Source organism: Streptomyces sp. NPDC086766 (assembly GCF_044746005.1).
Classification (GTDB): Bacteria; Actinomycetota; Actinomycetes; order Streptomycetales; family Streptomycetaceae; genus Streptomyces.
On sequence record NZ_JBIVBI010000014.1, the window covers coordinates 108530 to 123073 of the forward strand.

At 73.4% G+C, this 14544-nt stretch carries 10 protein-coding genes and 1 riboswitch; of the genes, 8 read left to right on the forward strand and 2 right to left on the reverse strand.

Annotated features, from left to right (window positions below; all coding sequences use genetic code 11):
- Positions 1 to 189 precede the first annotated feature (189 nt).
- Complete coding sequence (locus ACIPM1_RS24670; RefSeq protein WP_402438383.1) at positions 190 to 1260, forward strand: CobW family GTP-binding protein; 1071 nt, start codon at positions 190 to 192, stop codon at positions 1258 to 1260.
- Positions 1261 to 1362: 102 nt separating this feature from the next.
- Here the strand turns inward: ACIPM1_RS24670 and ACIPM1_RS24675 are convergent, their stop codons facing one another.
- Positions 1363 to 3813: a DNA topoisomerase (ATP-hydrolyzing) subunit A gene (locus tag ACIPM1_RS24675; RefSeq protein WP_402438121.1), complete on the reverse strand. Its 2451-nt coding sequence runs from the start codon at positions 3811 to 3813 to the stop codon at positions 1363 to 1365.
- A 339-nt stretch (positions 3814 to 4152) separates the two neighbouring features.
- On the opposite strand from ACIPM1_RS24675, the gene ACIPM1_RS24680 reads away from it, so the two are divergent.
- The 4 genes from ACIPM1_RS24680 (at position 4153) to ACIPM1_RS24695 (ending at position 8995) form a co-directional block, all read left to right on the forward strand.
- Positions 4153 to 5520 carry a M16 family metallopeptidase gene (locus tag ACIPM1_RS24680; RefSeq protein WP_402438124.1) on the forward strand — a complete coding sequence of 456 codons (1368 nt, stop codon included), beginning with the start codon at positions 4153 to 4155 and terminating at the stop codon, positions 5518 to 5520.
- A complete protein-coding gene (locus ACIPM1_RS24685; RefSeq protein WP_402438126.1) occupies positions 5517 to 6905 on the forward strand; it encodes a M16 family metallopeptidase in 1389 nt (462 codons plus the stop codon). Before ACIPM1_RS24680 ends, ACIPM1_RS24685 begins: the two co-directional genes overlap by 4 nt.
- 249 nt (positions 6906 to 7154) lie before the next feature.
- Positions 7155 to 7315, forward strand: a riboswitch (cyclic di-AMP (ydaO/yuaA leader).
- Between the two features lie 13 nt (positions 7316 to 7328).
- Positions 7329 to 8099 carry a M23 family metallopeptidase gene (locus ACIPM1_RS24690; protein ID WP_402438129.1) on the forward strand — a complete coding sequence of 257 codons (771 nt, stop codon included), beginning with the start codon at positions 7329 to 7331 and terminating at the stop codon, positions 8097 to 8099.
- A 200-nt stretch (positions 8100 to 8299) separates the two neighbouring features.
- Positions 8300 to 8995: a GntR family transcriptional regulator gene (locus ACIPM1_RS24695; RefSeq protein WP_402438132.1), complete on the forward strand. Its 696-nt coding sequence runs from the start codon at positions 8300 to 8302 to the stop codon at positions 8993 to 8995.
- A 231-nt stretch (positions 8996 to 9226) separates the two neighbouring features.
- Here ACIPM1_RS24695 and ACIPM1_RS24700 read toward each other — a convergent pair whose 3' ends face one another.
- On the reverse strand, positions 9227 to 9508 hold the full coding sequence (locus ACIPM1_RS24700; protein ID WP_402438135.1) for an HPr family phosphocarrier protein: 282 nt from the start codon (positions 9506 to 9508) through the stop codon (positions 9227 to 9229).
- 245 nt (positions 9509 to 9753) lie between these two features.
- Between ACIPM1_RS24700 and ACIPM1_RS24705 the strand changes: the two genes are divergently transcribed.
- From ACIPM1_RS24705 to ACIPM1_RS24715, 3 genes are read left to right on the forward strand one after another with little or no spacing between them, the layout of a single operon-like run.
- The gene (locus tag ACIPM1_RS24705) at positions 9754 to 12702 is read left to right on the forward strand and encodes a GNAT family N-acetyltransferase (RefSeq protein WP_402438138.1); all 2949 of its coding nucleotides are present in this window, start codon (positions 9754 to 9756) and stop codon (positions 12700 to 12702) included.
- A gap of 53 nt (positions 12703 to 12755) precedes the next feature.
- Positions 12756 to 13352: a DUF5998 family protein gene (locus ACIPM1_RS24710; RefSeq protein WP_402438386.1), complete on the forward strand. Its 597-nt coding sequence runs from the start codon at positions 12756 to 12758 to the stop codon at positions 13350 to 13352.
- A complete protein-coding gene (locus ACIPM1_RS24715) occupies positions 13352 to 14542 on the forward strand; it encodes an alkaline phosphatase family protein (protein WP_402438141.1) in 1191 nt (396 codons plus the stop codon). The genes ACIPM1_RS24710 and ACIPM1_RS24715 overlap by 1 nt, the downstream gene beginning before the upstream one ends.
- Positions 14543 to 14544 lie beyond the last annotated feature (2 nt).

Below are 14544 nucleotides of genomic sequence, written 5' to 3' on the forward strand. Positions count from 1 at the left end.
CGGGCCTCCCGCGGCTCGTATCCTGTGTCGGCATTGAGTGTTGGTCCGCGCGTCGCGGGTGTGAGCCGGGGCGCGCGTCGGCGTGAGAGAGGTCGCACGGTGAGTCAGCCGAGCCCGCGTACGGGGCCCACCCCGCGTCCGAGTCCGAGCGCGGGCACCCGCCCCGATCCCCGCACGAGCACCCGGCAGATCCCGGTCGTCGTCCTCGCCGGATTCCTCGGCTCGGGCAAGACCACGCTGCTCAACCATCTGCTGCACCGCAGCGGCGGCAGCCGCATCGGCGCGATCGTCAACGACTTCGGCGCCATCGAGATCGACGCCATGGCGGTCGCGGGCGCGCTCGGGGACTCCACCGTCTCCCTCGGCAACGGATGCCTGTGCTGCGCCGTCGACGCCAGTGAGCTCGATCTGTATCTCGACCGGCTCACCGCGCCCGCCGCCGGGATCGACGTCGTCGTCATCGAGGCCAGTGGGCTCGCCGAGCCGCAGGAGCTGGTCCGCATGGTGCTGGCCAGCGAGAACCCCGCCGTCGTCTACGGCGGCCTGGTCGAGGTGGTCGACGCCGCGGAGTTCCACGGCACCCGGGCGCGGCACCCCGAGATCGACCGCCACCTGGCGCTCGCCGATCTCGTCGTCGTCAACAAGGTCGACCGGACCGACGACGGCGAGAAGCTGGTGGAGCTGGTGCGGTCCCTCGCCGACGGGGCCGCCGTCGTCCCGGCCCGCTACGGTCGCGTCGACCCCGAGTTCCTCTTCGACTGCCGCCCCGCCGGGGAGCGCGTCGGGCAGCTCTCCTTCGACGATCTGCACGACGGCCCGCCGCACGAGGGCGCGGAGGACGCCCCCGCCGGGCACCTGCACACCGGCTACGACAGCCTCTCCTTCACCTCCGACCCGCCCCTGGACCCCCGCAGGCTGATGCGGTTCCTCGACAGCCGCCCCGACGGGCTCTACCGGATCAAGGGCTACGTCGGATTCGGCCCCCACGACCCGCGCAACCGCTACGCCGTGCACGCCGTCGGCCGGTTCCTGCGCTTCTACCCCGAACCCTGGCCGGCCGGCGACCCGCGCCGCACCCAACTCGTGCTCATCGGCTCCGCCATCGACACCGAGACCCTCGGCAAGGAGCTGGAGGCGTGCAGGAGCGACGCCCCGCACGCCGACGAGCACGGCATGTGGGGCGTCCTTCGCTACGTACGGGACCCCGGCCAGGGGGAGGTACAGGACCCCGACGAGCCCGAGCCCGTTCCGGGGTCCTGACCCGAGCCCGAGCCCGGTCCCGGGCCCCGCTCCACGGGGCAGCACCCCGGCCCCCGGATCCCCCGGACGCGCTCTGGGCGAGAGGGCCCCGGCCCGTCACCCCTAGACCGGCCCCGCCACCGCGGCGACCGTCTTCGCCAGTGACACGCCCGAGCCGTCGCGGCGCGGGTCCGTCTCCGGCAGCTCGGCCGGGGTGCCGTTCTTCTGCGCGGCCCGTGCCGGGGTGGGACCCGCCCAGGCGAAGGACAGGCAGTCCTCGCCCTTGAGGAACCGCTGGCAGCGGACCCCGCCGGTCGCCCGGCCCTTGCGCGGGTACTGGTCGAACGGTGTCAGCTTGGCCGTCGTGTGGACCGAGTCGTCCAGCGTGCCGCGCGAGCCGGCCACCGTGAAGACGACCGCGTCCGCGGCCGGGTCGACGGCCGTGAACGAGATGACCTTGGCGCCCTCGGCGAGCTTGACGCCCGCCATGCCGCCGGCCGGGCGGCCCTGCGGACGGACCTGCCCGGCCTGGTAGCGCAGCAACTGGGCGTCGTCGGTGATGAAGACGAGGTCCTCCTCGCCGGTGCGCAGCTCGACCGCGCCGACGATCCGGTCGCCGTCCCTGAGGGTGATGACCTCCAACTCGTCCTTGTTGGACGGGTAGTCGGGCACCACACGCTTGACCACACCCTGCTCGGTGCCCAGCGCCAGGCCCGGCGAGGACTCGTCCAGGGTGGTCAGGCAGACGACGGTCTCGTCGTCCTCCAGGGAGACGAACTCGGCGAGCGGCGCGCCCCCGGAGAGGTTCGGCGCGGTCGCCGACTCCGGCAGCTGGGGCAGGTCCACGACGTTCAGCCGGAGCAGCCGGCCGGAGGAGGTCACCACGCCCACCTCGCCCCGGGCCGTCGCCGGGACCGCCGAGACGATCACGTCGTGCTTGTGGCGCCTGCCCTCCTGGGGCAGCGGCTCGCCGGTCGTCGTGCGGGCCAGCAGGCCCGTCGAGGACAGCAGGACCCGGCACGGGTCGTCCGCGACCTGGAGCGACACGGCCGTGGCCGGGACGGCCCCGGCCTCCAGCAGCAGAGTCCGCCGGGGCGTGGCGAACTTCTTGGCCACCGCCGCCAGTTCGGCGGAGACCAGCTTGCGCAGCTCCGCGTCCGACTCCAGGATCCGGGTCAGCTCCTCGATCTCCGCGACGAGCCTGTCCTTCTCCGCCTCCAGCTCGATGCGGTCGAACTTGGTCAGACGGCGCAGCGGCGTGTCGAGGATGTACTGGGTCTGGACGTCGCTCAGCGAGAAGCGACGCATCAGGCGCTCCTTGGCCTGTGCGGAGTTCTCGCTGGAGCGGATCAGGCGGATCACCTCGTCGATGTCCACCAGCGCCGTGAGCAGGCCCTCGACCAGGTGCAGCCGGTCGCGCCGCTTGCCCCGCCGGTACTCGCTGCGCCGCCGCACCACCTCGAAGCGGTGGTCGAGGTAGACCTCCAGCAGCTCCTTCAGGCCCAGCGTCAGGGGCTGGCCGTCCACCAGCGCGACGTTGTTGATGCCGAAGGACTCCTCCATCGGCGTGAGCTTGTACAGCTGCTCCAGGACCGCTTCGGGCACGAAGCCGTTCTTGACCTCGATGACCAGGCGCAGGCCGTGCTCGCGGTCGGTGAGGTCCTTGACGTCGGCGATGCCCTGGATCTTCTTGGAGCCGACCAGGTCCTTGATCTTGGCGATCACCTTCTCCGGGCCGACCGTGAAGGGCAGCTCCGTCACGACGAGGCCCTTGCGGCGCGCCGTCACCGTCTCCACTGTGACCGTCGCGCGGATCTTGAAGGTGCCCCGGCCGTTCTCGTAGGCGTCGCGGATGCCGGACAGGCCCACGATCCGGCCGCCGGTGGGCAGGTCCGGGCCCGGGACGTGCTTCATCAGGGCGTCCAGATCCGCGTTCGGGTGCCGGATCAGGTGGCGGGCGGCCGCGACGACCTCGCCGAGGTTGTGCGGCGGCATGTTCGTGGCCATGCCGACCGCGATCCCCGACGCGCCGTTGACCAGCAGGTTCGGGAAGGCCGCCGGCAGGGCGACGGGCTCCCGCTCCTGGCCGTCGTAGTTCGGCGCGAAGTCGACCGTGTCCTCGTCGATCGACTCCGTCATCAGGCTCGTCGCCTCGGTCATGCGGCACTCGGTGTACCGCATGGCGGCGGGCGGGTCGTCGTTGCCCAGGGAGCCGAAGTTGCCGTGGCCGTCGACCAGGGGCACCCGCATGGAGAAGGGCTGCGCCATGCGCACCAGGGCGTCGTAGATCGACGCGTCGCCGTGCGGGTGGAGCTTGCCCATGACCTCGCCGACGACGCGGGCGCACTTCACGTAACCGCGTTCGGGGCGCAGGCCCATCTCGTTCATCTGGTAGACGATGCGGCGGTGGACCGGCTTGAGGCCGTCCCGGGCGTCCGGCAGGGCGCGCGAGTAGATGACCGAGTACGCGTACTCGAGGAAGGAGCCCTGCATCTCGTCGACGACGTCGATGTCGAGGATCCTCTCCTCGTACGGCTCGTCGGGCGGCGGGGTCTTCGTGCTGCGGCGGGCCATCGCTGCCGGCTCCTTGCTGAAGCGTGGACGGGATCTGACGCGGACCATTGTGGACCGCGCGACTGACAGCGCGGACCAGGACCCGGCACCTGCCGCTGCGCCGGGGGTTCCGAGGGGCCGTCGGCGCCGCCTGCGGGGGGTGGCGAGGCGACGGTTCGCGGCACCCGCGGAGCGTGCGCGGCGCGGCGGCCCGCTCCCGCTTCCGGGCCGCCCTTTCGTTCTCGCTCTCGGCGTACGGCCTCCGGGAACTTCGCCAGGCGTCCGCGCGCTTGCATACAGTGGCAGGACGGCAGGAAAACGGCGGTTTCGACGACCGCCACCGCGATCGAAGGGACGTACATGCCCAAGGGTCACACGGCCACAGCCGAGGCAGGCTCCGGCGGCCTGACAGCGACCGAGCACCGTTTGGCCAACGGCCTGCGCGTGGTGCTCTCCGAGGACCACCTGACCCCGGTCGCGGCGGTGTGCCTCTGGTACGACGTCGGCTCCCGCCACGAGGTCAAGGGACGTACCGGTCTGGCTCACCTTTTCGAGCACTTGATGTTCCAGGGCTCCGCGCAGGTCAAGGGCAACGGCCACTTCGAGCTGGTGCAGGGCGCGGGCGGCTCGCTGAACGGCACCACCAGCTTCGAGCGCACCAACTACTTCGAGACCATGCCCGCCCACCAGCTGGAGCTCGCCCTCTGGCTGGAGGCCGACCGCATGGGCTCGCTGCTCGCCGCCCTCGACGAGGAGTCGATGGAGAACCAGCGGGACGTCGTCAAGAACGAGCGCCGCCAGCGCTACGACAACGTTCCGTACGGCACCGCGTTCGAGAGGCTCACCGCGCTCGCCTACCCGGAGGGCCACCCGTACCACCACACGCCCATCGGCTCGATGGCCGATCTGGACGCGGCCACCCTGGAGGACGCGCGCGCGTTCTTCCGCACGTACTACGCGCCCAACAACGCCGTCCTGTCCGTGGTGGGCGACATCGACCCCGAGCGGACGCTCGCCTGGATCGAGAAGTACTTCGGCTCCATCGCCTCGCACGACGGCAAGCCGCAGCCCCGCGACGGCTCCCTGCCCGAGGTCATCGGCGAGCAGCTGCGCGAGGTCGTCGAGGAGGAGGTCCCGGCGCGGGCGCTGATGGCCGCCTACCGGCTCCCGCACGACGGCACGCGCGCGTGCGACGCGGCGGACCTGGCCCTGACCGTCCTGGGCGGCGGCGAGTCCTCCCGCCTCTACAACCGGCTGGTGCGCCGGGACCGTACGGCCGTCGCGGCCGGGTTCGGCCTGCTGCGGCTGTCCGGCGCGCCCTCCCTGGGCTGGCTGGACGTGAAGACCTCCGGTGACGTCGAGGTCCCGGTCATCGAGGCCGCCATCGACGAGGAGCTCGCCCGGTTCGCCGAGGAGGGCCCGACGGCCGAGGAGATGGAGCGCGCCCAGGCCCAGCTGGAGCGCGAGTGGCTGGACCGGCTCGGCACCGTCGCGGGCCGCGCCGACGAACTGTGCCGCTACGCCGTCCTGTTCGGCGACCCGCAGCTCGCGCTCACCGCCGTGCACCGTGTCCTGGAGATCACGCCCGAGGAGGTCCAGGAGGTCGCCAAGGCCCGCCTGCGCTCCGACAACCGCGCGGTGCTCGTCTACGAGCCGGTCGCGGCCGAGACCGAGACCGAGGGCGCGGACGCCGCGGCCACCGACGACACCGAGGAGGCGGCGAAGTGACCGAGCTCGCCACGATGGAGTTCCACCCCCGGCCGCAGGCGGGCGAGGCCAGGCCGTGGGCGTTCCCGGCGCCCGAGCGGGGGACGCTGGACAACGGTCTGACGGTGCTGCGCTGCCACCGCCCCGGCCAGCAGGTCGTCGCCGTCGAGGTGCTGCTGGACGCGCCCCTGGAGGCGGAGCCGGCCGGCGTGGACGGCGTCGGCACGATCATGGCGCGCGCCTTCTCCGAGGGCACCGACAAGCACTCCGCCGAGGAGTTCGCCGCCGAGCTGGAGCGCGCCGGCGCCACCCTCGACGCGCACGCCGACCACCCCGGCGTCCGCTTGACCTTGGAGGTCCCGGCGTCGCGCCTGGCCAAGGGGCTCGGCCTGCTGTCCGACGCGCTGCGGGCCCCCGCCTTCGCCGAGAGCGAGGTCGAGCGGCTGGTGCGCAACCGGCTCGACGAGATCCCGCACGAGCTGGCGAACCCGTCCCGCCGCGCCGCCAAGGAGCTCTCCAAGGAGCTGTTCCCGGCCTCCTCGCGCATGTCGCGCCCGCGCCAGGGCACCGAGGAGACGGTCCGGGCCATCGACTCGGCGGCGGTCCGCGCCTTCTACGACCGCCACGTCCGCCCCGCGACGGCCACCACCGTGGTCGTCGGCGACCTCACCGGCATCGACCTCGACGCGCTGCTCGGCGAGACCCTGGGCGCGTGGACCGGCTCGCAGGCCAAGCCCCGTCCCGTGCCGCCGGTCACCGCCGACGACACCGGCCGCGTGGTGATCGTGGACCGCCCGGGCGCCGTCCAGACGCAGTTGCTCATCGGCCGGGTCGGCCCCGACCGGCACGACCGCGTGTGGCCCGCCCAGGTGCTCGGCACCTACTGCCTCGGCGGCACCCTCACCTCCCGTCTGGACCGCGTCCTGCGCGAGGAGAAGGGCTACACCTACGGCGTGCGGGCGTTCGGCCAGGTGCTGCGCTCCGCTCCCGACGGCTCGGGCGCCTCGATGCTCGCGATCAGCGGCTCCGTCGACACCCCGAACACCGGCCCGGCGCTGGGGGACCTGTTCACGGTGCTGCGCAAGCTCGCCGCCGACGGCCTGACCGACGCCGAGCGGGACGTCGCCGTGCAGAACCTGGTCGGCGTGGCACCGCTCAAGTACGAGACGGCGGCGGCCGTGGCGGGCACGCTGGCCGACCAGGTCGAGCAGCACCTCCCCGACGACTACCAGGCGACGCTGTACCAGCAGCTCGCGGCGACCGGCACGGTGGAGGCCACGGCGGCGGTCGTCAACGCCTTCCCGGTGGACCGCCTGGTGACCGTCCTCGTCGGTGACGCGGCGCGGATCAAGGAGCCGGTCGAGGCCCTCGGCATCGGTCAAGTCGGCGTGGTGGCAGCCGAGTAGGCGGTCGCGGCGCCCACCGTCCGCGCGGGTACGCGCCCACCCGCGCGGACGGTGGGCGAGCGGTACGCGTGAGGGAGCCCCGGTGGCCGAAGTGTCACCGGGGCTCCCTGATGTCCGAATTGAGGGAGAGGCTGCCTTTCTGCCCTGTGTCCTGCGCTACAAAACCCACCATTCGTTTGGGATTTGAAAGCGGGCCCGTTTAGCGTCGGTCCGGCTGTCCGTCAGGCAACGCGCCGCGCCCGCGGCACCGGACAGTCATCGCCGAGTCCCCGTACGGCGCGAGCCAGGGGAGCCGGGGACCCACCGTCCCTGGGGTGAATCGGACGCCCGCGCGTGCCGCGAGGGAGTCCGTAGGAGACCTTCCTGCTCCGAACCCGTCAGCTAACCCGGTAGGCGAGAAGGAAGGAAAGGAACAACGTCTGCATGGCGTTCACCCGCGCCACCGGGAAGCACCGTCGTCCCGGCCGGATGCACCGCACCACGGCACGCGCCGTGGGCGTAGCCGCCCTCACCACCACCGGCGTCCTCGGCACCCTCTCCGCCGCCCCGGCCCTGGCCGCCGAGACGCCCGCTCCCGAGGACACCGGCCTCACCCCGGTCATCACCATCGGTGACTCCGTCGCCGAGAAGATCGACGCCCAGGCCGTCGCCCAGCACCGGGCCGCCGCCCAGAAGCAGGCCGAGGAGGCCGCGCGCGAGAAGGCCGCCGAGCAGGCGCGGAAGGCTCGCGAGGCGGCGCGTGAGGCCAAGGAGCGCGCGGCCCGCGCGGCCGAGCGCAAGCGCCTCAACACCTTCGTGGCGCCCGTCTCCGGCTCCTACGTCTCCACCGGGTACAAGACCGGCGGCACCCTGTGGTCGTCCGGCTCCCACACCGGCATCGACTTCCACGCCTCCAGCGGCACCTCCGTCCACGCGGTCGGCATGGGCACCGTCGTGAACACGGGCTGGGGCGGGGCGTACGGCAACCAGGTCGTGATCAAGATGGCCGACGGCATGTACACCATGTACGGCCACCTGTCGTCCATCGGCGTCTCGGTGGGCCAGAAGGTCGTGCCGGGCCAGCAGATCGGGCTCTCCGGCGCCACCGGCAACGTCACCGGACCGCACCTGCACTTCGAGGCCCGCACCACCCCGGAGTACGGCTCCGACATCGACCCCGTCGCCTACCTCCGCAAGCACGGCGTCGACGTCTGACGTGCCACCGGCGCCGACCGCCTCCCGCACATCCGAAGCCCCGGCTCCCGCAGCCGGGGCTTTCGGCGTTTCGGATGCCCCGCTGTCCAAAAAAACTCCATGGAATCCGGCCCGCCGTCGGAAATTCCGGCTCATTGCAATAGAGTCACGGAACGGCGTCCATCGTCGGCGTTTCACGGGGATTAAGGCGGAGGTCGGTCATGCGTATTCCGGCGCACTCGGTGTGCACGGCGATCCGGGACGACATCGTCGCAGGCGTCCATGAGCGCGGCAGCCGGCTCACCGAGGAAGTTCTCGCACGCCGCTACGGCGTCTCGCGCGTCCCCGTGCGCGAGGCCCTGCGCACCCTGGAGGCCGAGGGTTTCGTGGTGACCCGGCGGCACGCGGGCGCGTGTGTGGCCGAGCCGACCGAGCAGGAGGCGGCGGACCTGCTGGAGATGCGGATGCTCCTGGAGCCGCTCGGCGCCGCCCGCGCGGCCCAGCGCCGTACCGAGGCCCATCTGAAGGTCCTGCGCGGCCTGGTCAGACTGGGCCAGGAGCGGGCCCGCAGGGGCAGCAGCGAGGACCTGCGCTCCCTGGGCGGCTGGTTCCACGAGACGCTCGCCCAGGCCTCCGGCAGCCCCGCGCTGACCTCGATGCTGACCCAGCTGCGGCACAAGATCTCCTGGATGTACACGGTCGCGGCGCCGGCCGACCCGGTGGAGTCCTGGGTGGAGCACGGCGCCATCGTGGACGCGGTCGCGCGGGGCGACGGCGAGCGGGCCCGGACGGTCACCGCCGTGCACACCGAGCGGGCGACGGCCGCGCACCGGCTGCGTGCGCCCGGCGGCGCGCCCCGCGCCGACCGTGTGAGGACTTCGCAACATCCCGTAAACACGTCGGGCCCGCGGCATTAACACGAGCACCGTATACAAAGAAGAGATATTCGGTCGAGGTGTATTTCGGCTGCCCTTTTCAGTGGCGCCGGGAATTTCCGTTCGGGGTGCCCCGAGGGGTGCGCGCCGTCCCCGGGACAATGTGCGGGCCCATTCCGTCGGACCCGGCGAAACACCGGGCGGGCCCGCCGGAGCGAAAGAGGCCGCGCCGCCCGGAAAGGGCGACACGGCCTCCTGTGCGCGGCGACGCGGTCAGACCGTCTCGGGGAGCTCCTCGAGCCCCTCGGAGACCAGCTTGGCCAGCCGGTCGAGCGCGATCTCCGCGCCCTCGGCGTCGGAAACCAGGACGACCTCCTCGCCGCCCTGGGCGCCGAGGCCGAGGACGGCCAGCATGGAGGCGGCGTTGACGGGGGCGCCGTCGGCCTTGGCGATCGTCACGGGGACCCCTGCGGCCGCGGCGGCCCGGACGAAGATGGAAGCGGGGCGGGCGTGGAGGCCCTCGGCCCAGCCGACGTTGACGCGGCGCTCAGCCATGTGATGCTGCCCTTCAGGTGTTCAGGGTTGTCTAGACCAGTTTCCCATACGGTGCGGCACCCTCCCGGAGCGGTCCGGTGTTCCGTGCCCGGGAGGGCGTCGGTCCGCGGCCTCGGCCCGACATGTGCCTTCCACAGACTGCCTCGCGGCGCTGCCGTTGCGCCAGGGCGCGCCGTGGGGACCGGACCCGGCCGGCCCGGTCCGCACTGATCCGGAAGCAAGGCCCTGCCCGTACTCTGGGGCCCATGCAGAGCTCGTCGGACCGGCACGTGTACCCCGCCCACTGGGAGGCCGACGTGGTGCTGCGCGACGGCGGCACCGCACGGATCCGCCCGATCACCGTCGACGACGCCGACCGCCTGGTCAGCTTCTACGAGCAGGTGTCGGACGAGTCGAAGTACTACCGCTTCTTCGCGCCCTACCCGCGCCTGTCCGCGAAGGACGTCCGCCGCTTCACGCACCACGACTTCGTGGACCGGGTGGGCCTCGCGGCCACGGTGGGCGGCGAGTTCATCGCCACCGTGCGCTACGACCGCATCGGCGCCGACGGCATGGCCGCGACCGGTCCCTCCGACGAGGCCGAGGTGGCCTTCCTCGTGCAGGACGCGCACCAGGGGCGCGGGGTCGCCTCCGCCCTCCTGGAGCACATCGCCGCCGTCGCGCGCGAGCGCGGCATCCGGCGCTTCACCGCCGAGGTGCTGCCCGCCAACAACAAGATGATCAAGGTGTTCACGGACGCCGGCTACACGCAGAAGCGCAGCTTCGAGGACGGCGTCGTCCACCTGGAGTTCGGCATCGAGCCGACGGACCGCTCGCTGGCGGTGCAGCGCGCCCGGGAGCAGCGCGCCGAGGCCCGGTCGGTACGGCGCCTGCTGGCGCCCGGCTCGGTCGCCGTCGTCGGAGTCGGCCGCACCCCCGGCGGCGTGGGCCGCAGCATCCTCGGCAACATCCGCGACGCCGGATTCACCGGCCGCCTGTACGCCGTGAACAGCGCCTTCGCCGAGGACCTGCGGGAGATCGACGGGGTGCCCGCGCACCGCTCGGTGCGGGAGATCGACTCCCCGGTCGACGTCGCGATCGTCGCCGTGCCCGCCGACCACGTCCCCGGGGTCGTCACCGAGTGCGGCGAGCACGGCGTCCAGGGGCTCGTCGTGGTCTCCGCCGGATACGCGGAGAGCGGCCCCGACGGACGCGAGCGCCAGCGAGCCCTCGTGCGGCACGCGCGCGCGTACGGCATGAGGATCATCGGGCCCAACGCCTTCGGCGTCATCAACACCTCGCCCGGCGTCCGGCTGAACGCCTCCCTCGCGCCCCGGATGCCCCGGCCCGGCCGCATCGGGCTGTTCGCGCAGTCCGGCGCCATCGGCATCGCGCTGCTGTCCCGGCTGCACCGGCGCGGCGGGGGCGTCACCGGCGTCACGGGCGTGTCGACGTTCGTGTCGTCCGGCAACCGGGCCGACGTCTCGGGCAACGATGTCCTGCAGTACTGGTACGACGACCCCGACACCGACGTCGCCCTGATGTACCTGGAGTCCATCGGCAACCCGCGCAAGTTCACCCGGCTCGCCCGCCGCACCGCCGCGGCGAAGCCGCTGGTCGTCGTCCAGGGCTCGGGCAGCGGCCCGCAGGGGCACACCGTACGGGCGACGCGGCTGCCGCACGCCACGGTGTCCGCGCTGCTCCGGCAGGCCGGGGTGATCCGCGTCGACACGATCACCGAACTGGTCGACACGGGCCTGCTGCTCGCCCGGCAGCCGCTGCCCGCCGGGGCGCGCGTGGCGATCCTCGGCAACTCCGAGTCGCTCGGCGTGCTGACGTACGACCGCTGCCTCGCCGAGGGGCTGCGCCCGCAGCGTCCCGTGGACCTGACGACGGCGGCCTCGGCGGAGGACTTCCGCGCGGCGCTGGCCCGGGTGCTCGCCGACGACACCTGCGACGCGGTGGTGGTGACGGCGATCCCGGCCGTGGGGGAGGGCGCCGCCGAGGACGCCGCCCTGGCCGAGGCGCTGCGGTCGGCCGCCCGGACGGTGCCCGGCAAGCCGGTGCTCGTGGTCCACGTCGAGCTGGGCGGACTCGCGGAGGCACTGTCGGCCGCGGCCAGCACCGGCCCGCAGGCCGGGCCGGACGCCGGTCCGCAGACCGGACCGGACCTCGGTGCGCAGGCCGGACCGGACGCGGGCCCGCAGACCGGGCCCGGCACCCCCTCGCGGCCCGGACCGGACACGGGCAGGCCCTCCACCCCGGCGCCCGGAGCGGGCGCGGAGCCCGCCGCCGCGGCGTCCGCCGCCCCGGCCCACGAAACCCCGGCGCCCGAGGCCCCCGGCACCTGCTCCCGACTGATCCCCGCCTATCCCGCCGCCGAGCGAGCCGTGCGGGCCCTCGCCGAGGCGGTCAGGTACGCCCAGTGGCGGCGCGACGCCGCCGACCCCGGCAAGGTGCCCGAGTACGACGACATCGACGAGAAGGGCGCCGCCCGGCTGATCGACGGACTGCTCGCGCGCGGGCAGGGGCTCACCCTCGGCGCCGAGGAGACCGGCGAGCTGCTCGGCCACTACGGCATCCACGTCCGCCGGGCCCTGCCCGCGCCGACCCCCGACGACGCCGCCGAGGCCGCCCGCGCGCTCGGCTACCCCGTGGCCCTCAAGGCCACCGCCCCCCACCTGCGCCACCGCGCCGACCTCGGCGGCGTACGCCTGGACCTGGCCGGCGAGGATCAACTGCGCCGGGCCTACGCGGAGTTGACCGAGCTGTTCGGCAAGCCCGAGGAGCTGCGGCCGGTGGTGCAGGGCATGGCACCCCGGGGCGTCGACACCGTCGTACGGGCCGTGATCGACCCGGCGGCCGGCGCGGTGCTCTCCTTCGGGCTCGCCGGGGCCGCCTCGCAACTGCTCGACGACATGGCCCACCGCCTGGTCCCCGTCACCGACCGGGACGCCACCTCCATGCTCCGGTCGATCCGGATGGCCCCGCTGCTGTTCGGCTGGCGCGGCTCCGCCCCGGTCGACAGCACCGCGCTGACGGAGCTGCTGCTGCGCGTGTCCCGGCTGGTCGACGACCACCCGGAGGTCGTCGCCGTCACCCTGGAGCCCGTCGTCGTGGCCCCGCGCGGGCTGAGCGTGCTGGGCGCCGGCGTCCGCCTCGCGCCCCCGCCCGCCCGCGGCGACCTCGGCCCGCGGACCCTCCCGGCGTACTGAGCCGCGTTTCCCCGGCCCGCGGCGGTGCCTCGCAGTCAGTGCGCCCCCGTAGGATGGACGGCATGGCCAAGACCAGTACGACGACCCAGGGGCTGCGGGCGGCGATCGAACGCAGCGGCTACTACCCGGCTCTCGTGGCCGAGGCGGTGGAGGCCGCCGTGGGCGGCGAGCCCGTCCGGTCGTACCTGGTCCACCAGGAGACCACGTTCGACCAGAACGAGGTGCGGCGGCACGTGACGGTACTCGTCCTCACCGGCAACCGCTTCATCGTCAGCCACACCGACGAGCAGGCCGCCGACAGCACCTCCCCGACCCCGTACGCCACCACCTCCACGGAGTCGGTGAAGCTCGACCGGATCTCCTCGGTCGTGGTCAGCCGCGTGGTGGCCAACCCGGAGCAGTACACGCCGGGCACCCCGCCCCGCGAGGTCGTGCTCACCATCGGCTGGGGCGCCGTCTCCCGCATCGACCTGGAGCCGGCCGCCTGCGGCGACCCCAACTGCGACGCGGACCACGGCTACACGGGCAGCTCGACGGCGGACGACCTGAGCCTCCGCGTCAGCGAGGCCGGGGACGGCCCGGAGACGGTGCGCCAGGCGCTCGCCTTCGCGCAGGCCGTCTCCGAGGCGACCGCGGACCCGACCCGCTGATGGCGCAGCCCACCGCCTGGGACCACCCGGAGCCCCTGGCCGTCGAGTCCGCCCCCGTGCCGCAGTACGGATCCGGCTCGCTCGCCGACCTGCTGCCCACGCTCGCCGCCGGCATGGGCGTGCCGGACGTGACCGCCGCGATCCAGGAGCTGACCCCGGCCGACCGCGCCTGCGTCTTCCTGGTCGACGGACTCGGCTGGGAGCAGCTGCGGGCGCACCCCGAGGACGCGCCCTTCCTGACCTCGCTGCTCGGCAGCTCGCGCGGCGGCACCGGCCGTCCGATCACCGCCGGCTACCCGGCCACCACCGCCACCTCCCTCGCCTCCGTCGGCACCGGCCTGCCGCCGGGCGCCCACGGCCTGCCCGGCTACACCGTGCGCAATCCCGGCACCGGCGAACTGATGAACCAGCTGCGCTGGCACCCGTGGGCGCCTCCGCGCCCCTGGCAGCCGTACCCCACGGTCTTCCAGCTGGCCCACGACGCCGGGGTGCACGCCGCCCAGGTGTCCTCCCCGACCTTCCAGAACACCCCGCTGACCAAGGTCGCGCTCAGCGGCGGAACGTTCCTCGGGCGGCTGACCGGCGAGGACCGCATGGACGTCGCGGCCCGCGAGCTCGCCGCCGCGGACCGGGCCCTGGTCTACACGTACTACTCCGAACTCGACGGCGCGGGCCACCGCTACGGCGTCGACTCCGACACCTGGCGCGGCCAGCTCATGCACGTCGACCGGCTCGTCCAGCGCCTGGCCGAGCAGCTCCCGCCGCGCAGCGCGCTCTACGTCACCGCCGACCACGGCATGGTTGACATCCCGTTCGACGAGCAGCACCGCATCGACTTCGACGAGGACTGGGAGCTGAGCGCGGGCGTCGCCCTGCTCGGCGGCGAGGGACGCGCCCGGCACGTGTACGCGCACCGGGGCGCCGCGAACGACGTGCTGACGTGCTGGCGCGAGGTGCTCGGCGAGCAGTTCTGGGTCGCCTCGCGTGACGAGGCGATCGCGGCCGGCTGGTTCGGGCCGCGGATCGACGACCGCGTCTACGAGCGCATCGGCGACGTGGTCGCGGCCGCCCGTGACGACGTGCTGCTCATCGCCTCGGAGCGGGAGCCCAAGGAGTCGGCGATGGTCGGCAACCACGGCTCGATGACCCCTGCCGAGCAGCTCGTCCCCCTGCTCGAAGTACGCTCCTGACG